This window comes from Paenibacillus ehimensis NBRC 15659 (genome assembly GCF_004000785.1).
GTDB lineage: Bacteria > Bacillota > Bacilli > Paenibacillales > NBRC-103111 > Paenibacillus_G > Paenibacillus_G ehimensis.
Window position 1 is genome coordinate 20,658 of record NZ_BILX01000053.1, and the last position, 24,479, is coordinate 45,136.

Annotated in this window: 29 protein-coding genes; 10 read left to right on the forward strand and 19 right to left on the reverse strand. The window is 53.2% G+C overall.

Going from position 1 to position 24,479, the window contains the following annotated elements; all coding sequences use genetic code 11:
• Positions 1-27 precede the first annotated feature (27 nt).
• The 5 genes from galU to PEH01S_RS24110 all read right to left on the reverse strand — a co-directional run bounded on the left by galU (position 28) and on the right by PEH01S_RS24110 (position 3,887).
• Positions 28-894: a UTP--glucose-1-phosphate uridylyltransferase GalU gene (gene galU / locus PEH01S_RS24090; RefSeq protein WP_025851429.1), complete on the reverse strand. Its 867-nt coding sequence runs from the start codon at positions 892-894 to the stop codon at positions 28-30.
• Positions 891-1,739, reverse strand: a complete 849-nt coding sequence (locus PEH01S_RS24095) for a PHP domain-containing protein (RefSeq protein WP_127488512.1) — start codon at positions 1,737-1,739, stop codon at positions 891-893. The genes galU and PEH01S_RS24095 overlap by 4 nt, the downstream gene beginning before the upstream one ends.
• A 42-nt stretch (positions 1,740-1,781) precedes the next feature.
• Positions 1,782-2,693, reverse strand: coding sequence for a selenium metabolism-associated LysR family transcriptional regulator (locus PEH01S_RS24100; protein WP_127488514.1), 912 nt, complete (start codon positions 2,691-2,693; stop codon positions 1,782-1,784).
• Positions 2,694-2,954: 261 nt separating this feature from the next.
• The gene (locus PEH01S_RS24105) at positions 2,955-3,395 is read right to left on the reverse strand and encodes a hypothetical protein (RefSeq protein WP_025851424.1); all 441 of its coding nucleotides are present in this window, start codon (positions 3,393-3,395) and stop codon (positions 2,955-2,957) included.
• 225 nt (positions 3,396-3,620) lie between these two features.
• On the reverse strand, positions 3,621-3,887 hold the full coding sequence (locus PEH01S_RS24110) for a YlbG family protein (protein WP_025851422.1): 267 nt from the start codon (positions 3,885-3,887) through the stop codon (positions 3,621-3,623).
• Between the two features lie 53 nt (positions 3,888-3,940).
• Here PEH01S_RS24110 and PEH01S_RS24115 point away from each other — a divergent pair, with 53 nt between their 5' ends.
• Positions 3,941-4,960, forward strand: coding sequence for an asparaginase (locus tag PEH01S_RS24115; protein WP_127488516.1), 1,020 nt, complete (start codon positions 3,941-3,943; stop codon positions 4,958-4,960).
• Positions 4,961-5,001: 41 nt separating this feature from the next.
• Here PEH01S_RS24115 and PEH01S_RS24120 read toward each other — a convergent pair whose 3' ends face one another.
• From PEH01S_RS24120 to PEH01S_RS24130, 3 genes are all read right to left on the reverse strand, one after another.
• The gene (locus tag PEH01S_RS24120; RefSeq protein ID WP_025851420.1) at positions 5,002-5,448 is read right to left on the reverse strand and encodes a YlbF family regulator; all 447 of its coding nucleotides are present in this window, start codon (positions 5,446-5,448) and stop codon (positions 5,002-5,004) included.
• 89 nt (positions 5,449-5,537) lie between these two features.
• Positions 5,538-7,589, reverse strand: coding sequence for a helicase-associated domain-containing protein (locus tag PEH01S_RS24125; protein WP_127488518.1), 2,052 nt, complete (start codon positions 7,587-7,589; stop codon positions 5,538-5,540).
• The gene (locus PEH01S_RS24130) at positions 7,586-9,280 is read right to left on the reverse strand and encodes a DNA repair helicase XPB (RefSeq protein WP_127488520.1); all 1,695 of its coding nucleotides are present in this window, start codon (positions 9,278-9,280) and stop codon (positions 7,586-7,588) included. Before PEH01S_RS24130 ends, PEH01S_RS24125 begins: the two co-directional genes overlap by 4 nt.
• Positions 9,281-9,451: 171 nt before the next feature.
• On the opposite strand from PEH01S_RS24130, the gene PEH01S_RS24135 reads away from it, so the two are divergent.
• On the forward strand, positions 9,452-9,997 hold the full coding sequence (locus PEH01S_RS24135) for a thermonuclease family protein (RefSeq protein ID WP_246063053.1): 546 nt from the start codon (positions 9,452-9,454) through the stop codon (positions 9,995-9,997).
• Between the two features lie 78 nt (positions 9,998-10,075).
• Here PEH01S_RS24135 and PEH01S_RS24140 read toward each other — a convergent pair whose 3' ends face one another.
• The 3 genes from PEH01S_RS24140 to PEH01S_RS24150 all read right to left on the reverse strand — a co-directional run bounded on the left by PEH01S_RS24140 (position 10,076) and on the right by PEH01S_RS24150 (position 13,157).
• On the reverse strand, positions 10,076-11,242 hold the full coding sequence (locus PEH01S_RS24140) for a Gfo/Idh/MocA family protein (protein ID WP_025851414.1): 1,167 nt from the start codon (positions 11,240-11,242) through the stop codon (positions 10,076-10,078).
• A 126-nt stretch (positions 11,243-11,368) separates the two neighbouring features.
• Positions 11,369-11,806, reverse strand: a complete 438-nt coding sequence (locus tag PEH01S_RS24145; RefSeq protein ID WP_025851412.1) for a CBS domain-containing protein — start codon at positions 11,804-11,806, stop codon at positions 11,369-11,371.
• Positions 11,807-11,969: 163 nt separating this feature from the next.
• Positions 11,970-13,157 carry a M20 metallopeptidase family protein gene (locus PEH01S_RS24150; RefSeq protein WP_025851410.1) on the reverse strand — a complete coding sequence of 396 codons (1,188 nt, stop codon included), beginning with the start codon at positions 13,155-13,157 and terminating at the stop codon, positions 11,970-11,972.
• A gap of 245 nt (positions 13,158-13,402) precedes the next feature.
• On the opposite strand from PEH01S_RS24150, the gene PEH01S_RS24155 reads away from it, so the two are divergent.
• Together PEH01S_RS24155 and ftsW are read left to right on the forward strand one after the other, a co-directional pair.
• Positions 13,403-13,750, forward strand: coding sequence for a YugN family protein (locus PEH01S_RS24155; RefSeq protein ID WP_025851409.1), 348 nt, complete (start codon positions 13,403-13,405; stop codon positions 13,748-13,750).
• A 13-nt stretch (positions 13,751-13,763) separates the two neighbouring features.
• The gene (ftsW, locus tag PEH01S_RS24160; protein WP_127488524.1) at positions 13,764-14,906 is read left to right on the forward strand and encodes a putative lipid II flippase FtsW; all 1,143 of its coding nucleotides are present in this window, start codon (positions 13,764-13,766) and stop codon (positions 14,904-14,906) included.
• Positions 14,907-14,934: 28 nt separating this feature from the next.
• Here ftsW and PEH01S_RS24165 read toward each other — a convergent pair whose 3' ends face one another.
• Complete coding sequence (locus PEH01S_RS24165; protein ID WP_025851407.1) at positions 14,935-15,324, reverse strand: Asp23/Gls24 family envelope stress response protein; 390 nt, start codon at positions 15,322-15,324, stop codon at positions 14,935-14,937.
• A 155-nt stretch (positions 15,325-15,479) separates the two neighbouring features.
• On the reverse strand, positions 15,480-16,265 hold the full coding sequence (locus PEH01S_RS24170) for an SDR family oxidoreductase (protein WP_127488526.1): 786 nt from the start codon (positions 16,263-16,265) through the stop codon (positions 15,480-15,482).
• Between the two features lie 101 nt (positions 16,266-16,366).
• Between PEH01S_RS24170 and cax the strand changes: the two genes are divergently transcribed.
• Positions 16,367-17,419, forward strand: coding sequence for a calcium/proton exchanger (cax, locus tag PEH01S_RS24175; RefSeq protein ID WP_127488528.1), 1,053 nt, complete (start codon positions 16,367-16,369; stop codon positions 17,417-17,419).
• A gap of 172 nt (positions 17,420-17,591) precedes the next feature.
• On the opposite strand, the gene PEH01S_RS24180 is transcribed toward cax, so the two are convergent.
• The 4 genes from PEH01S_RS24180 to PEH01S_RS24195 form a co-directional block, all read right to left on the reverse strand.
• A complete protein-coding gene (locus PEH01S_RS24180) occupies positions 17,592-17,879 on the reverse strand; it encodes a YlaN family protein (protein WP_025851403.1) in 288 nt (95 codons plus the stop codon).
• Between the two features lie 365 nt (positions 17,880-18,244).
• Entirely contained in the window at positions 18,245-18,493 is a 249-nt protein-coding gene (locus PEH01S_RS24185; RefSeq protein WP_010498192.1) for an HPr family phosphocarrier protein, read from the reverse strand.
• Between the two features lie 100 nt (positions 18,494-18,593).
• Positions 18,594-19,712 (reverse strand): aminopeptidase, encoded by a 1,119-nt coding sequence (locus PEH01S_RS24190; RefSeq protein WP_025851401.1) that lies wholly within the window; start codon positions 19,710-19,712, stop codon positions 18,594-18,596.
• Positions 19,713-19,740: 28 nt separating this feature from the next.
• Positions 19,741-20,328, reverse strand: a complete 588-nt coding sequence (locus tag PEH01S_RS24195) for a TVP38/TMEM64 family protein (RefSeq protein ID WP_127488530.1) — start codon at positions 20,326-20,328, stop codon at positions 19,741-19,743.
• Between the two features lie 363 nt (positions 20,329-20,691).
• Here PEH01S_RS24195 and rpsD point away from each other — a divergent pair, with 363 nt between their 5' ends.
• Positions 20,692-21,291: a 30S ribosomal protein S4 gene (gene rpsD, locus PEH01S_RS24200; RefSeq protein ID WP_025851399.1), complete on the forward strand. Its 600-nt coding sequence runs from the start codon at positions 20,692-20,694 to the stop codon at positions 21,289-21,291.
• 285 nt (positions 21,292-21,576) lie between these two features.
• Here the strand turns inward: rpsD and PEH01S_RS34745 are convergent, their stop codons facing one another.
• Positions 21,577-21,750: a hypothetical protein gene (locus tag PEH01S_RS34745; protein ID WP_164828024.1), complete on the reverse strand. Its 174-nt coding sequence runs from the start codon at positions 21,748-21,750 to the stop codon at positions 21,577-21,579.
• Between the two features lie 125 nt (positions 21,751-21,875).
• On the opposite strand from PEH01S_RS34745, the gene PEH01S_RS35880 reads away from it, so the two are divergent.
• From PEH01S_RS35880 to PEH01S_RS34755, 3 genes are all read left to right on the forward strand, one after another.
• On the forward strand, positions 21,876-22,004 hold the full coding sequence (locus PEH01S_RS35880) for a hypothetical protein (protein WP_281281528.1): 129 nt from the start codon (positions 21,876-21,878) through the stop codon (positions 22,002-22,004).
• Positions 22,005-22,216: 212 nt separating this feature from the next.
• Complete coding sequence (locus PEH01S_RS34750) at positions 22,217-22,381, forward strand: hypothetical protein (protein ID WP_164828026.1); 165 nt, start codon at positions 22,217-22,219, stop codon at positions 22,379-22,381.
• Between the two features lie 297 nt (positions 22,382-22,678).
• Positions 22,679-22,834 carry a hypothetical protein gene (locus PEH01S_RS34755; RefSeq protein ID WP_164828028.1) on the forward strand — a complete coding sequence of 52 codons (156 nt, stop codon included), beginning with the start codon at positions 22,679-22,681 and terminating at the stop codon, positions 22,832-22,834.
• Between the two features lie 141 nt (positions 22,835-22,975).
• Here PEH01S_RS34755 and PEH01S_RS24205 read toward each other — a convergent pair whose 3' ends face one another.
• On the reverse strand, positions 22,976-23,374 hold the full coding sequence (locus PEH01S_RS24205; RefSeq protein ID WP_127488533.1) for a hypothetical protein: 399 nt from the start codon (positions 23,372-23,374) through the stop codon (positions 22,976-22,978).
• 471 nt (positions 23,375-23,845) lie between these two features.
• On the opposite strand from PEH01S_RS24205, the gene PEH01S_RS24210 reads away from it, so the two are divergent.
• The gene (locus PEH01S_RS24210) at positions 23,846-24,409 is read left to right on the forward strand and encodes a hypothetical protein (RefSeq protein WP_127488535.1); all 564 of its coding nucleotides are present in this window, start codon (positions 23,846-23,848) and stop codon (positions 24,407-24,409) included.
• Positions 24,410-24,479: the final 70 nt, after the last annotated feature.

Genomic DNA, 24,479 nt, shown 5'->3' on the forward strand with positions numbered 1-24,479 from the left:
TCGTTTAAAAGGTTAAAGATAAGGTTCCTATAAGCCTAACCGCTTGCGCAAATAACTTTCGAACGGACCGCGCAGCTCCTCCCGCTCCAATGCCATCTCGATCGTCGCTTCGAGGTAACCCAGCTTGTCGCCGACATCAAAGCGCCGGCCCGGCACGGGAAACATCACCATCTGCCGCAGCCGGTTCAGCACCTGCAGCGCGTCGGTCAATTGAATCTCGCCGCCGCGGCCGGGCTCGCTGCGCTCAAGGATATCGAATATATCCGGAGTCAGAATATAGCGCCCGATAATGGCCCAGTTGGACGGGGCTTGTCCGCGTTCCGGCTTCTCGATTAAGTCTTCGATATAACGATGCGGCTGCTGTCCTGCCAAAGGCGAGATGATGCCGTATTTGTCGACGTCGTCCCAGGGCACTTCCTGGCAAGCGATCACCGACGTGTTTGTCGCCTCGTGCAGGTCGATCATTTGCTTCAAGCAAGGCGGCTCCGATTGAATGATATCGTCTCCCAACAGAACCGCAAACGGCTCGTTGCCGATAAATTTGCGGGCGCAGAGCACCGCGTGGCCGAGCCCGAGCGGCTGCTTTTGACGAATGTAATGAACGTCAGCCAGATTTGATACGGACTGGACGATGCCGAGCAGCTCCTGATTTCCTTTTTCTTCGAGAATGGTTTCAAGCTCCATCGATTTGTCAAAATGATCTTCAATCGCCCGCTTGTTGCGACCGGTAATGATCATGATATCTTCGATACCGGACGAGATGGCTTCCTCTACGATATATTGAATCGCCGGCTTGTCGACGATCGGCAGCATCTCCTTCGGCTGCGCTTTGGTCGCCGGCAAAAAGCGGGTACCCAGACCCGCAGCCGGAATAATCGCTTTGCGTACGGTCATGACCGCATTCCCCTCCGTTCGAATAGTCGGTCTACGACGACCGCAGCGACGCGGCGCGCCCCGATCGGCGCATGGAACACGACGCCGCCCCGTTCGCCATGGTAATCCGATCCCGCCGTTACCAACAAGCCGTGGGCGGCGGCCAACGCTTCATAATGCGCTTCCTGCTCCGGCGTATGATCGGAATGGAATGCTTCCAAACCGACCAGCCCGACTTCGGCAAGCAGCGGGATCAGCTCGTCCTGCCCGTAAAGTCCCGGGTGCGCCAGCACCGGAGCTCCGCCGGCCTCTATAATCCACGCTACCGCCTGCTGCGGCATGATGCGGGGCGGATTCATATAAGCTGCCGCCCCTTTGGCCAAATAACGGTCGAACGCTTCGGCCATCGAGCTTACATAGCCTTTGCGCACCAAGGCATCCGCGATATGCGGACGGCCTACGGTATCGCCCGCTTTTTTCGAAGTCCGCAGCGATTCGAGCACGTCGTCCATCGTTATGGTAAGTCCCAGCTCCTGAAGCTTGTTCACGATCATCTCGTTGCGCCGGTTGCGCACTTCTCTCAGCTCGGCAAGCCTCGACAGAAACTGAGGGTCCCTATCGTCGATCCAATAGCCCAGCACATGGATATCCTGTCCGGCATGGACGGTGCTGATCTCCACGCCCGGCACGACGGCGATGCCGTACTTCAAGCCCGCTTCCATCGCCTCCCGGAGTCCGCCTACCGTATCATGGTCGGTGATCGCTACCGCTGCGAGCCCCGCCTCGGCAGCCAACCGGACATTGTCGGCAGGCGGCCTCGTACCGTCCGAGGCCAGCGTATGCGTATGCAAATCTGCAAATGCCATAGAACCTACAGACCTCCCTTTTTTTCTCAACCAAATCTGCCGTTATAGCCACTGGCTTAAATCGCGCTCCCGCAAAAAGGTCATGAAGGTCACGGCCGAAATGGGAAGCAGCGTCGAGCTTAAATAGATCGCATGGAAGCTGCGGGCGAAGGAAACCCCTTCGACGTTCTTTACCCGCAATACGCCAAGTGCGGCTTCATGCTTGACGGAGGATTGCGATACGATCGAGATGCCGAGTCCGGCCTCTACGGCCGATTTCACCGCCCCCGTGCTGCCAAGCTCCATCACGATTTTCAGGTTGGACACATCGCAGCCGGCCCGGGCCAGCTCCTCCTCCATCACCTTGCGCGTTCCCGACCCCTGCTCCCGCAAAATAAACGGATATTTCGCTAGCTCCTCTATACCGATCTGCTCGCGCTCGGCAAGCGGATGGCGCCTCGGCACGATCAGCTTCAATTCGTCATTCAATACGGCTTCCGTATGCACGTCCGGATGATCCACCTCGGCCTCGACCAAGCCGAAGGTCAGCTGGTGACTGAGTACTTCCTCCAGGATCTGCTTCGTATTGATGACCTTCATGCTGACGGAGATGTTCGGATATTCTTGCCCGAACGGTCCGAGCAGCCGGGGCAACACGTATTCCCCCACCGTTAAGCTCGCGCCCAAGTGCAGCCGCCCTTCCAGCATATGCGTGAATTTGGACATCCGGATGTCCGTCTCCTTCATCAGTTCAATGCTGCGCGACGCAAACGGCAGCAGCGTCCGGCCGGCTTCGGTCAGTTCGACCCGCTTGGTCGACCGAACGAACAGCTTCGTCCCGAAATAGTCCTCGAGCGACTGCACCTGCATCGTCACCGCCGGCTGTGTCATATGCAGCGCCTGCGCGGCATAGGAGAAGCTCCCCTTCTCCGCAACGGTATGAAAAATATGAAGCTGGTGAAAGTTAAGCGCCATAACGACTCCTCCGCAAGCGTTGTAGCCTCATTATATAAGAAAACCGGGATCGAAGCTATTCAACGATGTACGACCGCGATTTAGCGGTAGGTTTTCTTGTGGGCGGGAAAGCGTTCGGCTTCGCCGAAAACTGCTGCTTTCCCGACCGTTAAGAAAACCGGGATCGAAGCTATTCAACGACGTACGACCGCGGCTCCGTCCCCACCCGAAAAGCGCCAAAAAGCATGCCGATTCCCGGCATGCTCGGATTGTCCTTGCACCTTATCTACGTTTACGGCTGTTCTTGATCAGCGTCATGCGACGCGAATGGCGAAGCCAGGAATAATAGGAGCGCAAATCCCGCAGTTCCATCGTCTCCGACATCCTCCCGAGGAACGTGACGACGATCATTTTGTACGCCTCCGGTTCCCCCGCCGATTCCGGCGTGTCCATTTTGACAAATTCGGCGACCATGACCAAATCCTCATCGATCAGGTAAACATCCTGCTCGTTTTTGTAGTAGGGTTGGATCGAGTTCGACTTCAGCTTGCTCCACAAAAAAGCCGTAATGTCGTGAAAGCCTGTCTTCTCCGTTTCCACTCGATCAACCCATCGGCTGCGGGCGTGATGAGTGACGACGATATCTGCAATCGGCTTGCCTCTAAGCAGCCCGTCGTGCGATACGTTTTTTCGTTCCCGGCCGTCGACTTTCCCTCCGTTCAACTTCCCAACCCCTTTCCTACAAAAATAGTTCCGTTACCCTATGTACACATGAAGCTACCTATATTTTGCCTTATTCCAACTCGAGAATCAAATTAAAAAAACTTTAGAAACCGGAGTCCTAAACTTATGGCTCGCCTAAGGCGCGCCCACCAAAAAAAGAAAGGAGCTTCTGCGCACAGAAACTCCTTTCTTTTCGTAAGCTATGATCGGATACCCGCCCCGAGATTAAAGGGAGTAGAATCTTGTCTTATCCGGAACGTTGCTGTTATACTCAGTTTTGATCTCGTTTCGATACGAGCGTTCAACCTTTTTTACAAAAGGCAGCTTTTGAAGCTGCTTCACTGTTTCGTCCAAACGGCTGGAATAAACGTACATCGCGGCATAGTGCAGTCTTTTGGAAATAAAGTGGACACTCCCATATTTCTCCAAATGTTTGCCGGCCGCTTTCAAATCGCTTACCCAGACAATAATGCCGCTTCGCTCGGTAAACATGGACAATGACCTTCTTTCTGTTGGCTATAGGATCAGGAAAGGACCGATGAACGATGGTGGCACCGGAAAATGAATTGTTAGTCGAAATCTCCCGCGGGCCGATGACCGAAAGCGTACACCGCGGCCATATCGCCGTTGTGGATAACGGGCGCAAGCTGCTCGCGTATGCCGGGAATCCGGAATTTTACACGTTCACCCGCTCGACGGCCAAACTGCTGCAAGCCATCTCGCTGCTGGAAGCCGGCGGAGGCGAGCGGTTCGGGCTGACGCCATCGGAGACGGCGCTGCTTTGCGCGTCGCACGGAGGGGAACCGGAGCATGCGGCAGCCGCTCTGGAGATTTTGCGAAAGCTGGGACTGGATGAAAGCGCTCTAGGCTGCGGCCCGCAGGAGCCAATGTACAAACCCGCGGCCGATGCGATCAAGCGGGAGCGACGCGAGCCCGGACAGCTTCATAACAACTGCTCCGGCAAGCATGCCGGCATGCTGGCGCTTGCCAAGCTCATGAATGTTCCTATACAACAGTATATCGCACCCGGGCATCCTGTCCAGCAAAAAATGCTCCGGACGGTCGCCGATATGTGCGGGGTCCCGCCGGAAAGCATCACGCTGGGAACCGACGGCTGCGGAGTGCCCGTATTCGCCGTCCCGCTGGCCTCGCTCGCATTCGCTTACGCGCGGCTCGGGCGGCCGGACGGCCTTTCGCCGGAGCGGGCGGAGGCCTGCCGTACGATCATCGGGGCGATTCGGCAAGCGCCGTTCTATGTAGCAGGCAGCGAAAGATTCGATACCCGCCTCGCCGAGCTGACGCAAGGCCGCATCATCGGCAAAATGGGGGCCGAGGGCTTATACGCGGCCACCGTACCGGAGAAGGGCATCGGGATTGCCGTCAAAATCGAAGACGGCGCCCAACGCGCAATCTATCCCGCTGCCGCCGAAGCGATGCTCCAGCTCGGTTTGCTTAGCGCCGAAGAGGCAGCACAGCTAGCCAGCTTTCATCAGCCGGCGGTGAACAATCGCCGCGGCGATCAAGTCGGCATCGTCCGGCCGATCTTCCGTCTTCATCGCGCCTAAAGCACGGGCCCGGGATATCCCCGGGCCCGTTTTATCGCTTCTTAACCGCACTTGCCGCTGCAGCTTCCTCCGGAGGAGCAGCCTCCCCCGGCTGCAAGCGGATCGTTCGAAGGCACCTTGATCGTATCCGAAACGGAACGCGCGATGATTTCGGACACCTCATGCAGCAAGTCGTCCAGCCGTTTCTCCGCTTCCTTGAAGCGCCGGAAGGATTCTACGGCATCCAGCCTTTCCTGAACCGCCTTGACCCGGTCAAGCGCCTCATGATAATTCGGATGAAAATGTCCGAAGCGTTCGCATTCCTCGAACAATTCCTTGGCTTTAACAAACTCCTTGACTAACTGCCGGACTTCCTCGTCGGCATCCTTCCGCTGTTTCCAATATAAATAATCCGCCGTTTCCGCGGAGAACTTGATGCGGTCAGCCAGCTCATATGACCCCAGCAGTATGGCAGACATATCGAGCGTGTGCGTCTCCGTTACCGCCATGCAGCAGCACCGTCCCTTCACTTGAATATGGTTCGTCAGACCATGTCAGACATGTCTATCATACCATATTTGAAGGCGGTCGTGCTGCATTAATATTTATCGTTGATCCCCGGAAGAATCAGCCGCATTTCCTGCCACTCCTCCGCCAGCCAGCGTACCTCGGACGTTTCGTCCTGCGCCCCGCCGGAGAGACCGAGTCCGGTCATGCACCAGGTCCCCCGCGTTTCCTGCACTTTGCGGGGAACGATACGAAAATCGGTGCCGTTTTTGCGGATTTGCAGCACCGACCGCATTTCGATCGCCTTTTCGACGATTTCTTTGCGGGTCGAAACATGATAGTTCCGGTAATCCCGAAGCCACGTCGGAGGAATATCGTGCAAGGAAGGATACACGTCGGAGGCTTCCGGCAGCCGCGTCTCCAGTCTGAGGAACCCGACGGAATTTCTTGAGTATATAAGCCCTTTGTCCAATGGCTCGACAGCAGGCAGCCCCTTCACGGACGCGGTCCGTTCGGCAGACAGCTTCGGGTACCGGCCCGAATTCGTTTCTCCATCCGTTTCCGCTTGCACCGCCGGGATAGCGGGCAGTCCGGCCATAAAGCCCGCTTTTTCCAACACAGCCGCAAGCGGCTTCGCGTCTGCGGCCGCAATAAGAAAATCCCGTCCATTCAGCATTTCCTTCACATACCGGGAAGCGGCAGGCAGCTTGGCCACCGTTCGGGCGGTTTCGTCATCGGCGCAGCGAAGCAGCAGCGCTTGGGTGAAGACGGTTTTGCCGTACGGCTTCGCCCACTGCCCGATGCTCAACCGGACATGCTCCGGAACGCCATACAGCGCGTGACGCTCTAAAAAATCGCAAATCCCCGCTGCCGTACGGCCATTCTCCAGAGCACGCTTGACGCTTTCCTTGGACAGTTTATAGACACTTACCTGATCCCTCGCTGCCAGATCCGCCAGACAGCTAATCTCCCAGCGCACTTTGCTCGCGACGTCCGGAGGCACCAGCAGTTCAAAGTCGGGCTGAACCATAAAGCCGCCGTCTTCGGCTTCGTCCTCCGTAACCGATGTGCCGCACAAAGCGAGTGAAAACGTCCATCGGTAGGCGTTCGGCCCGAAAGCCGGGTCGGAGCTTTGTTCCAGAAATCCCAGCGCAGCAAGCGGCTCCAGCCACAGTCTGAGCAAATACCGGATGCGCTCGGCCCTTTCCTCGCTCACGACCGTCCCCGGCAGTAAACCGAACGTCTCCAACCGCTCCAGCAATTGCTCCGCCGTTATCCATGCACCGCCGTTTATGCGCTCCAGCAGGCACACGGCATGCTGCAGCCACGCCGCGGCAGGAAGCGCCAGCATTTTCCAGATCCCGTACAAACGGCGCATTTGCTCAGCCAGCGGCAGGTCCATAAAAACGTCCAACGCTTCGACGTTCAGCTTAAGCTCTTCGTCCTCCGAAACGACAAGCTGCAAGCGCAAAAGCATATCCAGCACCAACGCAATCTTCGGAGGATAGGTATCGGCATACGCATATTTCAGCGAAAGCGGCTCAAGAGCCTCTTCCCGGAGCCGGATCCGTTCGGACAATTTGTGAAGCTGCTTTTTGTGCAACGTTCCGTTTTTGGTCAGCTTCAGCCCCTGTTCCGCGGCAAACACGAGGGTATGAAACAGATCGCGCGCCAGGTTCGGCTCGCCGGGCAAAGCCGGCCTCAGGCTCAATCCGGCGTCTCCCGGCACCTCGCCAAGCCCGGAGGACATTTCGGGAAATAGAACGGACTGCCAGCAGGCAAACCCATCCTCCGGCAGTATATACAGATGCTCTCCCCATGTTTTGAGAAACGAAAAGACGATGCCTTTGCGAAGCAAGCCGGCCAGGCCCATTTTGACCTCAGCCCCGGATAAGGGGCCGACTGCCGCCCGCTCCAATTCCGCATCGTCGAACGGCTCGCAGCCGATCCGCCGCACAACCGCCTCAAGCACCGTGCGCTCCGAACGGCTCAGCCGGTTGCATACCGTCTCCATCACGACGGGGTCGGTCCATAGTTGACCAAGCGCAGCTCCTTGGCCAAGCCACGGCGCATAGACCGTTTCGGCTTCCAGCCGGCTCTTCAGCTCGCGGGGCATCCGCATCAGCAATTGCGCGTAATTCATATCGAAACCGCCTCCTTCGACCCGTCCGCCCATTCGATCCGGTAGCGGTAGCCCTGCTCGATCAAGAACAGCTGCCGGTTCAGCGCGAACTCCTGCTCTTTCGTATCTTCGCTGACTAGCGTATAAAAGACCGCCCGGTTCGTGCCCGCCTTCGGCCGCAATATTCGTCCGAGCCGCTGCGCTTCCTCCTGTCTCGATCCGAAGCTTCCCGATATTTGGATCGCCACTGCCGCATCGGGCAGGTCGACCGCGAAGTTGGCTACCTTGGAGACGATCAGCGCCGGGACCGTCCCGCTGCGAAAGCCGGAGTACAACGCCTCCCGTTCCTCGTAAGGCATTTCGCCGCTAATCATAGGAAGCTTCGTAGCTTCCGCAAGCTGCCGAAGCTGCTCCAAATATTGGCCAATAATTAAAATTTGCTCGCCGTCATGCTTGTTCAGCAGCTCGCGGACAACCTTCAGCTTGTCCGGGTTGACACTGGCCTCCCGCATTTTCTGTCTTGGCGCCGCAGCGAGGTAAGCTTCCTTCTCTTTGTCCGCCATCGGAACCCGGATCTCGACGCACTCGACCGAGGCGATCCAGCCTTGCGTCTCCAGCTCCTTCCATGGCATCTCATACCGCTTGGGTCCGACAAGCGAGAATACATCCTCCTCCCGTCCGTCCTCCCGGATCAGCGTCGCCGTCAAGCCAAGCCGGCGCGTCGCCTGAATGTCCGCCGTAACCCGGAACACCGGAGCCGGAAGCAGATGCACCTCGTCGTAAACGATCAAGCCCCAGTCGCGTTTGTTGAACAGATCCATATGAACGAACGGGTCGTCCTTCGATTTGCGGTACGTTAGGATTTGATACGTGGCGACCGTAATCGGGCGCACTTCTTTCTGCATTCCTGTGTACTCGCCGACCAAGTCCTCCGAAACGTCCGTTTTATCCAGTATTTCCCTTTTCCATTGCCGAACCGAAGTGCTGTTCGAGGTCAAAATAAGCGTGGCGCAATTCAGCTTTCCCATCGCGGCGATGCCGATCACCGTTTTCCCTGCACCGCAGGGCAGTACCAGTACACCGCTGCCGCCGTGCAGGCTCCCTTCCCGATAAAAGGAATCGACCGCCGACCGCTGATATTCCCGCAGCTCGAACGCTTGTCCTCCGTCTGCCTCTGTCCGGAGCCGGATAGGAAGCGATTCGCCCCGGCTATAGCCTGCCAGATCTTCAACCGGAAAGCCGAGCTTAACGAGCTCCTGCTTAAGCAGCCCCCGATACCGGGCGGAAAAACGAAGCGTTTGCGAATCGACCTGACACAGCCCGTACGACCGCAAAGAACGGAAAGAAACCATCTCCTTGATCGCTTCCACGTCTTCCGAGACGAGAAGCAAATCGTCGCCCAGCCTTTCCATGCGAACAAGACCATACCGCTCGACGAAGCGCCGGATATCTTGTTTTACGGCGGTCGGAACGCCGAATTTCGCATGACGTTCCAAGAAGCCGATAATCTCCTCGGACGTCAGTCCGGCTGCCGCGGCATTCCAGAGGGAAAGCGACGACATGCGGTACGTATGGATGTTTTCCGGCGATTTGACAAGATCCGCAAATTTGGCGAGTCCGGCCCGTGCTTCTTCGAAAGCCGGGTGCCGCACCTCGAGCAGCACGCAAAAGTCGGTCTGCACGATCAATGGGCGGTCTTTATGAAATGTCATATCCCGATCCCTCCACTTGTAGCTGTCAGTTTTAGTATGAGGGTTGCAAGGGAGATTTAAACATCTGCCGAAACTCGCGACCGCTGCTCCATTTGCAACAAGCAGCGGGAAGCTCTACAATAGACGACGTGACTTTGGGTTACTGGAAAAATGAGAGAGGAGCATGAAATCATGGGGAGCATAAGGAGAAAATCGATAGCGGGACTGTTTATTTGGGCGATGGTGCTTCTGCTTACGGCCTGCTCAAACTCTGGGACGGATGCCGACGCCTTCGCCAAGGAAATCTTGAAGCAGTATCCGGCGTTGAAGGATCGTAAAATGTCGGTCGTCGAAGTCAAGCGTGTCGTCGATGGCGATACGTTCGAGACGAAGTCGGGGGAAAAAGTGCGTTTAATCGGCGTCAACACACCCGAAACGGTGAAGCCGAACAGTCCCGTTGAGCGTTACGGAAAGGAAGCCAGCCAATTCACGAAGTCGAAGCTGACCGGCAAAACGGTATACCTCTTTGCAGACGCGGGAGATAAAGACAAGTACGGCCGGCTGCTCCGGTATGTCTTCATTCAAGGCGATTCCGTGATGTTCAACGAAACGTTGATCCGCGAAGGCTATGCCAATACGATGACCGTACCGCCTAACGTGATGTTCCAGGACAGCTTTGTCAAGCTGGAGCGGGAGGCGCGCAGCAAGAAAAAAGGGCTGTGGGCCGATCCAAAATAATGTAGTTTGACTGAAAAAACGGTCCGGGCGAATGTGCCCGGACCTTCTTCGTTGCTGGCCGATACCTACTTTGTTAAATTAATGAGTTCCGCTGACATCCATATGGTCCAGCTTGCGGGTTTCTTTTTTATACGTGGAGTTTTGAATCCGTTCCTGCAGCTTCTCGTAATAAAGCTCTTCGTCAATCGGCAGATCGACCCAATTGTCGGTCCAGGAGGACAGATGCATCGCATTCGAGAGGGTCAGCCCTTTGATCCCTTCTTCTCCCGGCGCGAGCAGCGGCTTACCGTGCAAAATATGGTCGACGAAATTTTGCGTGATCCCCTTATGCTGTGCCCCTTCCGAGGCGCTTACCGGAATCTCGCATTTCCAGCATTCCGGCGCGCCGAAGCCGCCCTTGAATTCGCGGTTGAACTCCGGCTCCGGCACCCGCAGCCGCCAGAACGTCAGCTTGCCGTCTTCGATGACGATCTTACCGCGGTCGCCGCTCACCTCGAACCGGTTCGTACCCGGGGCTTCGCCGGTCGTCGTCACGAACAAACCGGTCGCTCCGTTCTCGTATTCCACGTAAGCGGTCACATCGTCCTCCACTTCGATATTGCGGTATTTTCCGAAATGGCAGAACGCGCGTACCCGCTTGGGCATCATATCGATCGTCCACTGCCACAAATCAAGCTGATGCGGGTCTTGGTTAAGCAAGACGCCTCCGCCTTCTCCCGCCCAGGTCGCCCGCCAGCCGCCGGAATCGTAATAGCTTTGGGAGCGGTACCAGTTCGTAATAATCCAATTGGTGCGGCGAATTTCGCCAAGCTCTCCGGAGGAGACGAGATCGCGCAGCTTTTGATATAACGGGTTCGTGCGCTGATTGTACATGATGCCGAATGCTTTCCCGGACCGGGCAGCAGCTTCGTTCATCTCGCGGACCTGCTTCGTGTAGACGCCCGCCGGCTTCTCGACCAGCACATGATAGCCGTGTTTGAATGCCGCAATCGCCAAGCCCGGGTGATCGTAGTGCGGCGTGCAGATCAGTACGGCATCGAACGCCTTCGAAGCAAAAAACGAATTCGGATTGTCAAACAGCTGGAACCGGTCTCCGTACTGCTCCCGAACCCATTCCAGACGCTCCGGGTTCGTATCCACAATGGCAGTCAGCTCGCCTCCGGCCACTTCATTTTTGGCAAAATAATTCGTATGGCCCTTCCCCATATTGCCGATTCCGATAAGTCCGAATCGCACCTTGCTCATCGTTTCCCCGCCTCTCGTGACATGTTATTGCCTAAAAATGACCTTCTCATTATACAATGCACACGTGAACAAAACAATATAAAAAAATCGTTCCTCCGACCTGTCGGACGAAAGAACGATTGTTCCTTAATGAACCGTTAGCTTATCCTTTTCGGAAATTTGACTCAGCGCCTCGCCCGCTTCATCCTCGAACTTGTCCCGTACGGCCAGGTCTCCTATGGATACGATACCGACCAACTCGCCGTTCTCCACCACCGGCAGACGGCGGATTTGTTCTTTAGCCATAATTTTGGCCGCTTCGTCTACCGTCGTCTCGGGCGGTACGGATACGACTCTGTCGCTCATTACCTGCTGAATCGCCGCGGAGCCTTCCCGCTTCTCGGCATAGCCGCGGATAACGAGGTCCCGGTCCGTCAATACCCCGATCAGCTTCTTCCCTTCGACGACGGGAATAAAGCCGGTATCCTCCTGCTTCATCTTAACGGCCGCCTCGAATACGTTATCCTTCAACGTAACCGTCGCACAATCGGTCGTCATAATCTCCCGAAGCGTTCTGGTACTCATGGCAAACAACCTCCTGAGAAAAGGAATTGGCAGCCTGTTGCCGGTACTCTCCGCCAAGCTTTCCATTCAAGACAAGAAAGTCCCCAGGCCGCTGCACGCTTAGAATCCCCTTTCCCCCGGCTTCCCATTCGTCCCATCCGTTGTTACTTCCCGGGAGACCTTGTCAAGCTTTCGTCCCGTGTTCCTTCATATAATCTTGGATCATTCCGATAAATAACCGGGCCGCGTGCTCCATCGACGTTTCGTCAATATCGAATCTCGGGTGATGATGCGGGTGCACGACGCCCTTCGCTTGATTGCCCGCGCCCACGAACATAAAGCAGCCCGGAATTTTTTCCAGATAATAGGCGTAGTCTTCCCCGGCCATAATGAGCGGCGCCGTCCGCCCGCCCTCCGGGCCGAGGGCCCATGCAGCGGCGCGGTAAAATCGTTCCGCTTCCTTCGCATCGTTCACCACAGGTGGATATCCAAGCTTGTAATCGAGCGTATAGGCTGCCCCGTTCATCAGACATGTCTGCTCGACGATCGTCTCCAGCCGCTCTTTCACCTGCATGCGCAGGCCGGGGTCGTAAGTACGGACCGTCCCTTTAAGCACGGCCGATTCGGCAATCACGTTGAAGCTCGTACCGCTGTGTATCGACCCCACGCTGACGACACATGGCTTCGTCGGGTCGGCGCTGCGGCTGACGATCGATTGCAAATTAACGACCAGTTGCGAAGCGACGTACACGCTGTCCACGGTCTCATGAGGCAGACCGCCGTGGCCGCCCTTTCCTTTAATCTCGATTACAAACTCATCCGCCGCCGCCATCATCGGTCCGGGCTTGCAATAGGCCGCGCCCGCCTCAAACGGCGTCCACAAGTGAATGCCGTAAATGACATCCACCCCGTCGAGCGCGCCTTCCTCAATCATCCCGAGCGCCCCGCCAGGGGTCATCTCTTCGGCCGGCTGAAAAATAAATACGACACTGCCGCTCAGCGCTTCCCGGTGGCTGCTAAGGGTTTTGGCGACGGCGAGCAGAGTCGACGTATGGGCGTCATGACCGCAGGCGTGCATCACCCCCGGCACCGAAGAGGCATACTCACAGCTTTTTTCATCCTGGATCGGGAGCGCATCCATATCGGCTCTCAGCGCGACCGTCGGCCCTTCCGATGCTCCGCGAAGCTTGGCCACGATTCCATAGCCGCCTACGCCCGTCCGGACTTCCAGCCCCCACTGCTTCAGCAAATCCGCCACGAAAGCCGCGGTCTTTGATTCTTCGAACGAAAGCTCGGGATGGCGGTGCAAATAGCGGCGCCAGGCGATCATATCGGGCACTGACGCTTGCAGCGTTTCTTCTATCGATTTCATAGGGTACCCCTCCGTCTCCTCTTGCCGCTGTCCGGCGCATTCAAATCGTAGCGATCTCTGAAATGTAGTATCATTTTATCAAATCCTTTAAACGGTTTCATCCATGTGTCACAAGAATTTCACAACTTTATTCAGGCGGGCAATTTCCCTCCGTGCATTAGGCTTGCACAAGAAAGGGAAACATACTATCATGAATAAAGGGTTAACCGTAGAGTCGAGGTACATATATCTAGGAGGGTTTTGTTGTGATTATTGAAAATAGCGGAATTAAGGGCATAAAAAGCGACCTTGCGCATTTGGACGAAGTGATGGAGCAGCTCGGCTTCGTGCGTTGGCAATGGGAATATTACCGCGCAACATACGATCTGCAGTTGCCGGATCGCGAATCTACAAACGATTATTTCCTGCGCATCAATACCCGTGTAGAATCCGGAAAGTTGGAGTCGCCTTATGCCATTCTTTATATCGAGGATGTTTACATCGGTCAAGCGACGTTCCCGCACGGCGTAAACTATCAAGCGGCGATTCCGGATTACATTATGAAAACGGCTAACGGCAAGCTCGCTGAACTGAAAGTCAAGCTGACTCAGTAAGCGGAGGAATATTATGACAACCCCGCGTCGAGGAACGCCCGATTTTTTGCTGCTATTCTTGACGTTTTCGCTCGTGTGCTTCGGGTTGGCGTTTGTTTTTAGCGCAAGCATGGCGTATAGAGCTAACGATCCCTGGTACTTGGCGGTTCGCCAGGCGATATTTGCCGGTCTCGGCACGATCGCCATGTTTTTTTGTATGAATGTGGATTTCCGGAAATTTCAGAAGTGGGTCGTACCGGCTCTTTTCGTTGTTTCGATGCTTCTTCTGCTCGTCCCGATTGTCGGTAAAGGAATGAACGGCGCGACGAGCTGGCTTCGATTCGGCGGCTTCTCTCTGCAGCCGACCGAATTTGCCAAGCTTGCGATTATCGTTTATTTGGCTTCGATTATTAGCAAAAAAGGCGACCGGTTTCAGGACTTCAAACGAGGACTAATGCCGCCGCTCGTCGTTATCGGTTTCATCTCCGCGCTGATTATGATGCAGCCCGATCTCGGTTCCACGATGGTGCTGGTTCTTTGTGCCATGCTGATCATCATTGTCGGCGGGGCGCAGCTCAAGCATGTATTTTATTTGGGCGCCGGGGGAGTCGTATTCTTGACCATGGTGGGCATGATTTTTTATATCGCCACGGACGGGGCCAGTCATCACTTCGCGCGGTTTACCGCTTATTGGGACCCCACCAAGGATCCGCAGGGAAGCGGCTTTCAGCTGATGCAATCGCTGTATGCGTTCGGACATGGCGGCTTGACAGGAGCCGGCTTCGGACAAAGCGTGCAAAAGCTGCACTATTTGCCCGAGGCGCACAACGACTTTATTTTTGCAATTATCGGAGAAGAACTCGGCTTTATTGGCACCTTCCTCTTTCTGCTGGCCTATCTCGCTTTTTTATGGCGCGGGCTGATCGTAGCGCTCCGCTGCCAGGACACCTTCGGCATGCTGCTTGGCGTCGGGATTGTCGGAATGATCGGGATTCAGGCGTTCATCAATATGGGCGGAGTCACCAATACGATTCCGATGACCGGCGTCACGCTGCCGCTGATCAGCTACGGAGGCACTTCGATGCTTACGTCGCTGGCCGCCCTCGGCATTCTGCTCAGCATATCGAGAGAATACAATAAGCCGGAAAAAGAACGGGAAACGAAAAAGAGAGCCTAAATTCAAGGCTCTCTTTTTGGCTTTGATGCTACTTGACCCGGTTATTCGGGTCCTCCACGACGGCCTGCTCTTCCTCGCGAAATGCGACGCCCTCTACCTTAATATTGACTTCAACGACCGTCAGACCGGTCATGTTCTCTACCGCATCGCGCACATTTTCTTGAAGATCGCGGCAAACCTCATGGATTTTACTTCCGTAATTCACAATCACTCGAAGATCGATGGCCGCCTCCACTTGGCCCACTTCCACCGAAACGCCCTTCTGCACGTTTTTTCCGCTCAGACGCTTCGCCAATCCTTCGGAAATGCCCCCCGACATCCCGGCAATCCCCGGAGTCTCCAGCGCAGCCAATCCTGCAATAGTCGCTACGACGTCATCTGAAATGCGGATAAGACCTGTTTGAATTTCTTCGCTCAAGAGGATCACTCCTTCAAGGATTATAGCTCTATTGTAATAACTTCCAAGCGGGAAAGCAAATGTCCCGCGCAACCATTTGACAGCATTCGACATCATCCGAATTCGCAGGAGCCGCCGGCCGGAACAAGCCGATAACGCCCCGCCTGAAAATTGCTTTAAATGGCCTTGACCGACCCGCCGTCGACGTAGAAGACCGATCCGGTCATATAGCTATTGCGCGGCGAAAGCAGGAATGCCGCCGTTGCGGCCAGCTCCTCCGGTTCGCCGTACCGGCCGAGCGGAATATCCTTGACCATGCTTTCCCGAACCTCTTCTACCGGCACCTGATCGCGGGCCGCTTTGGCCGAATCCAGCTCGACCAGACGATCCGTGCTGATGCGTCCGGGACATACGGTGTTTAGCAAAATACCGTCAGGGCCCCATTCGACCGACAGCGTCTTCATCAAACCTACGATACCCGTTCGCAGCGTATTGGACAGCACCAAGCCCGGAATCGGCACTTTCACCGACGACGAGGCGATCGTCACGATTCTTCCTCCCTGCTCCTTCATCAGCGGATGGAAGCCTTTGACGAGCCTGACAACGCTCATCAGATTCAATTGAATGGCGTGGAGCCATGCTTCCTCGTCCAGCGATAAGAAGCTGCCGCTCGGCGGCCCGCCTGCATTGCACACGAGAGCGTCAACCCGGCCGAAGCGGTCGGCAGCCTGTTGGACGAGCCAGCCGATTTGTTCGGGGCTGCTCAGGTCGACAGCCATGCCTGCCGCCGATACGCCGTATTTTTGCGTCAGTTGGGCCGCTACGTCGCATACGGCCTGCTCATCCCGGCTGCAAAGAAGCAGGTCCGCTCCTTCCGCCGCCAGCTGCTCCGCGACCGCCCGGCCCAATCCTTTGCTGGAGGCGGTGACGACCGCTTTTTTACCTTTCAAATATAGATCCATAAAAAACTCCTCCCTAAAGTATTTTACTTTGTCCGAAAATTGATTATATTAGAATAGGTTTTATTCGAGTTAGGTATACTTTACCACATGAGGTGATCCTTTTGAAACGCCACGGTTTTACGATCGGTCTGCTTGCAAGCTTCGCCCTAAGTGCAGTGGCGCACTATGTCGGGGCTCCCACATTCAGCCCTACGTTACAATTTTTGATTTCGGCGGTGGCGATCGTCTTTGTCGCCGGTTTCCTGGGAAAAGCTACGGAAAGCGTAGCCCATTATGCCGGCGAGCGGCTGGGCGGTTTTTTGAACGCGACGTTCGGCAATGCCGCCGAGCTCATCATCGCCATCTTTCTTGTTAAAGACGGGATGTTCGATATCGTCAAAGCCAGCATCACCGGCTCCATTATCGGGAACATGCTGCTGGTGCTCGGACTTAGCGTGCTGCTCGGCGGATTGAAATTCAAGGAACAAACCTTCAACGTCAAGTTGGCCGGTCACAACGGATCGCTGATGCTGCTGGCCGTGATCGCGCTGTTCATTCCTGCCGCGTTCGCCCGAAGCTTCACCACGCAGGAAACATCCAATCTAAGCGTGATCGTGTCCGTGATCCTGATTATCGCTTACCTGCTCTGGCTCGTGTTCTCCATGATCACGCATAAGAACGAGCTCTCGGACGAGGTCGTCGAGCACGGGGAAGCCGCTTGGTCCAAAGGCTTGTCGATTGTATTCCTGATTGTCGCTACCGTCATGGTCGCCGTTCAAAGCGAGTGGCTCGTCCATACGCTGGAGCCGTTCAGCCACCAATACGGACTGTCCGAGCTGTTCGTCGGCGCCTTCCTGATTGCGATTGTCGGCAATGCCGCGGAACATAGCGCCGCCGTGATCATGGCCCGGAAAAACAAGATGGGCGCCGCCGTCGAAATCGCGGTCGGCAGCAGCCTGCAGATTGCTCTGTTCGTCGCGCCTGTGCTGGTGCTGCTCTCGCTCCTTTTCGGCAAAACGATGGATCTAGTGTTTACCACTTACGAGCTCGTAGCCATTGGCGTAGCCGCCTTTATCGCCAAATCGATCTCCAAGGACGGAGCCACGACGTGGTTCGAGGGCGTGCTGCTGCTGGTTGTCTATATCATTCTGGGCATTGCGTTCTTCTTGGTGTAGAAGCCATACGGATACATAAGAAAAGCTTCTTATCGAAGCCTTTTCGAGGAGATACATTCGTGTTTCAGCGGAAGCTCTTCTTGCGAGCAGAAAGTTGACATGCGCTTTCACGATTTCGTGAGTAAAACTTTCTTTGCTCTAAAAAAACAAAGAGTAACCTTCCCTGTGAAGGTTACTCTTTGTTTTGACTCATAGCCTCATAGAGCTGGGCTACATTCCGTTCCAGCTTCATCAAGATTTGTTTGCCCGCCGTCTCGGTAATCAGCTCCGCCCGGATCGCAAAGTCAATCTCCCGCGACAACCCGTAAATTTGCGTATCTAACACCTCTTCATACAGAGGACATTTGCGCGTGGTTAAGTTTTCCATCTGCACTTCGATCAGCTTCTCGATCTTGTCCGCATCTTCTTGCAGCAGATGCAGGGCCTTCTGCGACAAGCTGAGCAGCACATCCGACGACATGGTGCTCCCCCCCTGTAATCCAACCATTTGCGTTCACCGGCGGTACCGGACGAACATGCGGCCCCGGTTCTTATCCGAAGCAGGCGCTTAAACGCCGATAGTTTTATATTAGTCGAAAACGGCGCAATACACAAGTCGATAGACCAAGATAGACGCCCTACCTTGAGAATTATTCTCAAAAAAATAAGAAAAGCTTCTTATCGAAGCTTTTTTGAGGAGGATACATTCGTGTTTTAACGGAAGCTTTTCTTGCGGGCAGAAAGTTTACATGCGCTTTCGCGATTTAGTGAAGTTAAACTTTCTTTACTCTGAAATAAAGGCATCTTCGCCTGCGCGAAAATGCCTTTACCTGGAGATCTTAGGGATTAGTCTTGGATGCTGTTGATCTTAAGACCGTGCTTTTCGAACACTTCGGCCATCGCTTTCTTCGCTTCGTCGGCATCCGGACCGTGTACATGAAGATCATAGTTGCTGGATGTGAGCAGCGTCGTAAACAAGCCGAGAATGCTTTTGACATCGATGTACTTGTTATCATACTGAAGAACAATGGAAGATCTGAATTTATTGGCGGTTTGAGAAATTTCCACAATTGCGGCGTTATTGGCGTTTGGCATACAAAATCCCTCCATGCGTCTAGTGACGGACAAGATAAATCGCTTTCTTCAAATATGATACCGTGGAAGGGAATAACATGCAACACTATTTTCGTTGCGATTACTTTAAATTTTCCGGGTTAAGCCCTTCCAGCTCCGGAATGACGAAACGTCCGTCCTTGCGAATCAGCCGATCGTCAAAATAAATTTCGCCCCCGCCAAATTCCGGCCGTTGAATAAGAACCAGGTCCCAATGAACGGCGGATCGGTTGCCGTTGTCCGCCTGCTCGTACGCTTGGCCGGGCGTGAAGTGAAGGCTGCCGTCAATTTTCTCGTCAAACAGCGTATCCTTCATCGGGTACAAAATATGCGGATTGAACCCGAGGCTGAATTCCCCGATATAGCGGGCGCCTTCGTCGGTGTCGAGAATTTTGTTCAGCCGGGCGGTATCGTTGGCGGTAGCCTCGACGATTTTACCGTTCTCGAACCGGAAGACGACATTCTCGAACGTAACTCCGGAATTTTCGGAAACCGTGTTATAGGCGATGACGCCGTTCACGGAATCGCGTACCGGGGCGGTATACAGCTCGCCGTCCGGAATGTTGCGCCGGCCGCAGCATTTGACCGAGCCGATGCCCTTGATCGAGAAAGAAATGTCCGTTTCGCCCGGCCCCACGATGCGCACGCGGTCGGTCCGGTTCATCAGCTCCTGAAGCGGAGTCATCGCATCCGACATTTTGGCGTAATCCAGGTTGCAGACGTCAAAATAGAAATCTTCGAATTTTTCCGTGCTCATGCCGGCAAGCTGCGCCATAGACGCATTCGGATAGCGCAGCACGACCCAGCGCGTATGCTTGATCCGCTGCTCCATGTGCACCTTTTGGCTGTAAATTTTTTTGTACAGCTTCATCTTATCCTCAGGCACGTCGGACAGCTCGCTTACGTTTTCACCGGCGCGAACCGCAACGTAGCAGTCCATATCCTTCATGCGTCGCAGGTGCATATCGGCCCAATGCTCCAAGAACTCAGGCGTCGCAGAACGCAGAACTGCCGCCGTAACCGCATAGTCCGTCAGCTCCACATAAGGATGGCCGCCCCGGGCATGGACCTCCTGCACGAGACATTTGACGATTTCCCGCTCGGAGCCGATCATCTCGATCAACACCCTTTCGCCGGGCTGTACATTTAATGAATAACCTACAAGATTACGAGCCAATTGCTCTAAACGGGGATCACGCATTGAATCTTCTCCTTTTTCCAATACAATATTAAAATTTGCTGCCGCTTTTGGTCCATTTGTTTTTGTAATAACTCCCGATATACAGCAGGACGAAAAACAAGGCTAATGCGGCAAAAAGTCTTCCTTTATACCGGCCGATATGGAGCAGATCATGACTAATTACCGATTCAAGGAAGATCATGGGCGCTTTGCCGATCAGCGTGCCGATCACAAAATCCCTTGGTTTGACCTTCATGACCGCAGCGCCCAGGTTAATGCCGAAGGAAGGAATTACCGGAATCATCCGGCTGGCTGCGATATACCAAAGCCCGTGCCGCTCCAGTCTCCCGCTCCATTGCTCGATAAAATCGTACTTCGCGAGCTTGCCCTGCACCCATGCCCTTCCGTAATTCCTTGCCGTATAATACGCGATAAACGCTCCAAGGCAAGCAAACACATAGTTGACCAGAAACCCTCGCCATAACCCGAAGATCAAGACGTTGGCCCCGGCTACCAAGACAAAAGGCACCACGGGAAATAGCGTCTGCAGCAAAACGAGCAGCGCCCCCGCGACATGACCTACCCATCCGAGAGAATGGAGCGCTTCCGACAACTGGTGGACATTCCAATTGGCCAATGGTCAAGCCTCCTTCGCATATCATATTGTACCAGAAATTGCTTCCGATCACGAACCTATTGGAGCGGCAAGTTGCCGCAAAAAGCATTTTTCGCATGCCCGTTCCCGCATTCCTATGCTTGACACAAACATATCGATCTTATAAAATAAGAAGTCGAGAATAAGCATCGGAATGCTGCTTTGGCAGCCCGTGCTTATGGTGGAAGCTTGCGTCACCCTCTGTAAGATTTTGCTGCCGGCAGGACCGCGGCTGGTTCTTCTTGTCGGGTGCGAATCGTTAAGAAACGCTTCAGGCAAAATCGGGCACACGCTTCACCCGTTTATAACTTAACCAAATTATTGATAAAAGGAGCTTCCCAACTTATGGCACGCTACACTGGTCCTAAATTTAAATTAAGCCGCCGCCTCGGCATTTCCTTGAGCGGTACTGGTAAAGAATTGAAACGTCCTTTCCCTCCGGGGCAGCATGGTCCGGGACAACGCAAGAAACTGTCCGGCTACGGCGTTCAATTGCAAGAAAAACAAAAGCTTCGCCACATGTACGGCTTGAACGAGAAGCAATTCCGCAACCTGTTCGACAAAGCTACCAAGCTGCAAGGGATCGCGGGCGAAAACTTCATGTTCCTGCTTGAAAGCCGTTTGGACAACCTCGTATACCGTCTGGGCTTCGCCAACTCCCGCGCCGGCGCGCGTCAATTGGTTTCCCACGGTCACATTACGGTTAACGGCAAGAAAGTCGACATCGCTTCCTACACGGTAAAGACCGGCGACGTTATCGGCCTTCGCGAGAAAAGCCGCAACCTGTCTTCCGTTAAAGAAGCTTTGGCAAACCGCAACTACCTGCCGGCTTACCTCGAATTCAACGAAGGCGCGTTGGAAGGCAAGTACGTTCGTTGGCCTGAGCGTTCCGAGCTCGCTCAAGAAATCGACGAAAAACAAATCGTCGAGTTCTACAGCCGCTAATAGAATTAACGCGCAAACTACTACGAAAAAAAGCCCAAAAACCCTTGTTTATCAAGGGTTCCGGGCTTTTTTTCATTAGATCAATATTGCAAGTTAATGCACTACAATGCACCCATTTGGGGCTAAATGGGGCTTGGTTTGGGGCTAAAAATAATGTGGGTAGACTCTCTTATATTCCAAGCGCCTATTAAAATGAACCTGCCTGACGAACGCTTACGCGCCTTCATTTGTCCGAAAGCATTGGCAACACCCCATGAGGATTTGTACAAAAAAAGAGCAGCGAGGTCATCCCTCCTGCTCTTTTAATCTTCTCAAAATTCGATTCAATTCTACACTGACCGTTCGATCTTCTTTCGCTGCTTTCTCTCGTAACCATTCAATGATGTCCTTGTCGAAGTAAATGGACTCGCGCTCCTTCTTTTCTCCTTCTGCTTTAGGGGGCCGCCCCATTCTAGCCAAAATCATCACGCTCCTTTTAAATCGAATTATACAGACTTAAAAAAACTTTGTAAACCACAAAAAAGTATTTACAAGGACTTTTAAAGTCTGTCTAATAGAGATAGAAAGGAGGTGAACAAGACAACATGAAGGATTGGGTACTTCTTCTTACGGCGATAATTCAACTGGTAACTGCAATAATCGCATTAAACAATGACCGTAAGACAAACAAAAAAGGAACCAAAAAACGCCGCCGCCCAGGCAAACGTAAATAGGTTCCTCCGAGAGGGTCGGACGCGACCCGGCCCTCTCCTCCCAATCTTAACATAAAACAAGATTAAAATACATGGAGGGATTAGGCATGGATAAAATCTTTTGGATCGTTTGGGTTCCGGTATTAGTCCTCTCAGTGATTGGTCTTATTCAGGTGTTGCGGAATCGGAAATAAGTCGGGGACCTCGGTCTCTTAAAGGAGGAACACAGTTGCATGGATGAGCTGCGAGAACTTACAAATAACTTAATATACCTCAAAAAATTTTGGGGTGCCGAAGCATTGGAACGGACCGACGAAGCTGGGCAGGAATTTGCCAAGGGCGTAAGCTACGGATTCAAGATCGCAGCGGCGATCATTGAAACGAAGGAACGAAAATAGCGCGGGGGCTTCGGCCCCCGGATATAAACGCGGGAGGTATGCGGGATGAATAAATACGCGGTAAGCCCGTACACATATGGGCCGTATAACAATCCTACATCATGGGGGATCTGGAATAAGGAAACAAAGGCATGGACGACTTTCCTTCCGTGTCAAAGAAAGAAAGATGCGGAAGACGTTGCGAAAGCTTGGAATAAATCAATCGTCGGCGGACGGTAAACGCGGGGAGGTATGGGTATCGGAACTATACCAATGAAATACGTGCCTGAACTCGAACACTCTTCAGGGTCTTGGATCGTGACTCGAAAAGCGGACGTTTCCGTGATCGGCGAGTTCTACAGCCATTACATCGTTAGCCGGTTCAATCCTGCCACCTGCAATATTGAAACCGCGTCGGAATACCTGTCCCGTATCAACCGCGAGATTCGTTTCAACCCTAACGACCCCGCCTGACGAGGCCCGAGCGGAATGGGGATGCAGGGGCGGGCATACGGAGCAATGTTCCCACTTATACGGTAGATATGGCTACAATAGAAAACCCAAGGAGGTTTCAGAACCCCTTGGGTTTTGCTGCTTTTAGAAAAAACATGGCAATTATCTTTGAACAACAAATTTACCTTCGCCCGTAATTATGCTCCCATCGCCGTAGTCGTTTCTACTTATCTCAAGATAATAATTTCCAGCTGAAATTTCTCCGATGTACTCAGAAAACTCTTCACCCGTAGGTCTTACATCAAAACTCCCGATATAATCATCGGGTCCAGTTACCGATTTATACACTGCAACGGTGATACGAGGATAAGAATTGCCGTCAGTAAATATTTTTCCGGTAATAGTCAAAGCACCAGACTGCAACTTTCTTTCCACTCCAGTAACAACCCTGCGTTTCATAGTAAATGACCAATCCTCATACCATTTTGCCGCAAACACTGGCATAGCTGACGACAAAAACAGAACCAACACAAGAATACCTACTGAGAACTTTCTTTTCATTTCCAAACCTCCAATGGTTTAATATGGTAATTACACATCAATTATATGGCCGATAAATGAATGGTTAGAACTTAATTTTACATATACAAATATTTAAAGTATGTACATGCCGCCTGAATATGGAAAATCCCCGCCAGCCAGCGGGGATTTTGATTTATCGTCGTCGCAACTCGTTGGCTGCTATGGAAGAGAACGTTCTATTTTCTACCGAACCGAATGTATCTAACTATGAATAAAATTACTACAAGGAAAAATCCGCTCATAGAAATGATATCTGTTACAGCTTCATCTTTGATGAAGTGTTTGTCAAATGTTATTACCATAAGAACGATGATAATGAATATTGTGTTATGAATATCCTTTTTCATGAAATCCTCCCTTAATTGGAATATTTAGGGTTTACACTCTCATATTACAATGATATTATATTTGTGTAATAAATAAAACTTTTTCTTTGGGGAGGGCTTGAATTTGAAATTATTCAAGGCAAAGATTTACGTCTCGGCTCTTGTTGCTGGTACGATGCTTTTCACCTCCATCACCGCTCCGGCCTCTGCGAATTTTTTAGGCAATAACAACGCAACTATCCAGTCAGAATATAAATTAACTGAAAACGAAAAAAGTCAGATGGATCAACTTATTCGAGGTTTGACAATCATTGAGTCGATCCCAGATGATGTACTAGCTCAAGGTGATGAGGCAACGGCCCAATGGTTGAAGAAAAATTATGACATACAACAAGAAGGATTTTTTGGATGCGTTGGTGCAATTGGTACTGCATTGTTGGGGATTGCGTTCCCTGCAGCTAAGATAACCAAAATCAAAGACGCAATTAAAGCTGCTGGCGGCGTATATAAAGTCGTTACAGTTATCACCGGTTCCTATAAGGCTGCAAGGCAATTAGGGATGGGAGTACGCGAAGCAATTAAAATAGCTGTTCAAGATGCCTTCAGAACAGCTAGCAGTGAAGTGTTTTCATTGTTGCTGAGTTTCTTTGGAATCAGCAGTATCATTGGCGAGTGTTTCGAAGATTAATTGAAGAAAACAAAAAGCAAATCCTCTGAGTCTGTCAAGAATTTTGTGTAAGCTCTCAAAATCGATCTAT

What these genes read in the sequence shown, in the direction of transcription:
- galU (WP_025851429.1), bottom strand. Translation starts at nt 894, where the DNA reads ATGACCGTACGCAAAGCGATTATTCCGGCTGCGGGTCTGGGTACCCGC.
- PEH01S_RS24095 (WP_127488512.1), bottom strand. Translation starts at nt 1,739, where the DNA reads ATGGCATTTGCAGATTTGCATACGCATACGCTGGCCTCGGACGGTACG.
- PEH01S_RS24100 (WP_127488514.1), bottom strand. Translation starts at nt 2,693, where the DNA reads ATGGCGCTTAACTTTCACCAGCTTCATATTTTTCATACCGTTGCGGAG.
- PEH01S_RS24110 (WP_025851422.1), bottom strand. Translation starts at nt 3,887, where the DNA reads ATGTTTACCGAGCGAAGCGGCATTATTGTCTGGGTAAGCGATTTGAAA.
- PEH01S_RS24115 (WP_127488516.1), top strand. Translation starts at nt 3,941, where the DNA reads ATGGTGGCACCGGAAAATGAATTGTTAGTCGAAATCTCCCGCGGGCCG.
- PEH01S_RS24120 (WP_025851420.1), bottom strand. Translation starts at nt 5,448, where the DNA reads ATGGCGGTAACGGAGACGCACACGCTCGATATGTCTGCCATACTGCTG.
- PEH01S_RS24125 (WP_127488518.1), bottom strand. Translation starts at nt 7,589, where the DNA reads ATGAATTACGCGCAATTGCTGATGCGGATGCCCCGCGAGCTGAAGAGC.
- PEH01S_RS24130 (WP_127488520.1), bottom strand. Translation starts at nt 9,280, where the DNA reads ATGACATTTCATAAAGACCGCCCATTGATCGTGCAGACCGACTTTTGC.
- PEH01S_RS24135 (WP_246063053.1), top strand. Translation starts at nt 9,452, where the DNA reads ATGGGGAGCATAAGGAGAAAATCGATAGCGGGACTGTTTATTTGGGCG.
- PEH01S_RS24140 (WP_025851414.1), bottom strand. Translation starts at nt 11,242, where the DNA reads ATGAGCAAGGTGCGATTCGGACTTATCGGAATCGGCAATATGGGGAAG.
- PEH01S_RS24145 (WP_025851412.1), bottom strand. Translation starts at nt 11,806, where the DNA reads ATGAGTACCAGAACGCTTCGGGAGATTATGACGACCGATTGTGCGACG.
- PEH01S_RS24150 (WP_025851410.1), bottom strand. Translation starts at nt 13,157, where the DNA reads ATGAAATCGATAGAAGAAACGCTGCAAGCGTCAGTGCCCGATATGATC.
- ftsW (WP_127488524.1), top strand. Translation starts at nt 13,764, where the DNA reads ATGACAACCCCGCGTCGAGGAACGCCCGATTTTTTGCTGCTATTCTTG.
- PEH01S_RS24170 (WP_127488526.1), bottom strand. Translation starts at nt 16,265, where the DNA reads ATGGATCTATATTTGAAAGGTAAAAAAGCGGTCGTCACCGCCTCCAGC.
- PEH01S_RS24180 (WP_025851403.1), bottom strand. Translation starts at nt 17,879, where the DNA reads ATGTCGTCGGATGTGCTGCTCAGCTTGTCGCAGAAGGCCCTGCATCTG.
- PEH01S_RS24185 (WP_010498192.1), bottom strand. Translation starts at nt 18,493, where the DNA reads ATGCCAAACGCCAATAACGCCGCAATTGTGGAAATTTCTCAAACCGCC.
- PEH01S_RS24190 (WP_025851401.1), bottom strand. Translation starts at nt 19,712, where the DNA reads ATGCGTGATCCCCGTTTAGAGCAATTGGCTCGTAATCTTGTAGGTTAT.
- rpsD (WP_025851399.1), top strand. Translation starts at nt 20,692, where the DNA reads ATGGCACGCTACACTGGTCCTAAATTTAAATTAAGCCGCCGCCTCGGC.
- PEH01S_RS35880 (WP_281281528.1), top strand. Translation starts at nt 21,876, where the DNA reads ATGAAGGATTGGGTACTTCTTCTTACGGCGATAATTCAACTGGTAACT.
- PEH01S_RS34750 (WP_164828026.1), top strand. Translation starts at nt 22,217, where the DNA reads ATGGATGAGCTGCGAGAACTTACAAATAACTTAATATACCTCAAAAAA.
- PEH01S_RS24205 (WP_127488533.1), bottom strand. Translation starts at nt 23,374, where the DNA reads ATGAAAAGAAAGTTCTCAGTAGGTATTCTTGTGTTGGTTCTGTTTTTG.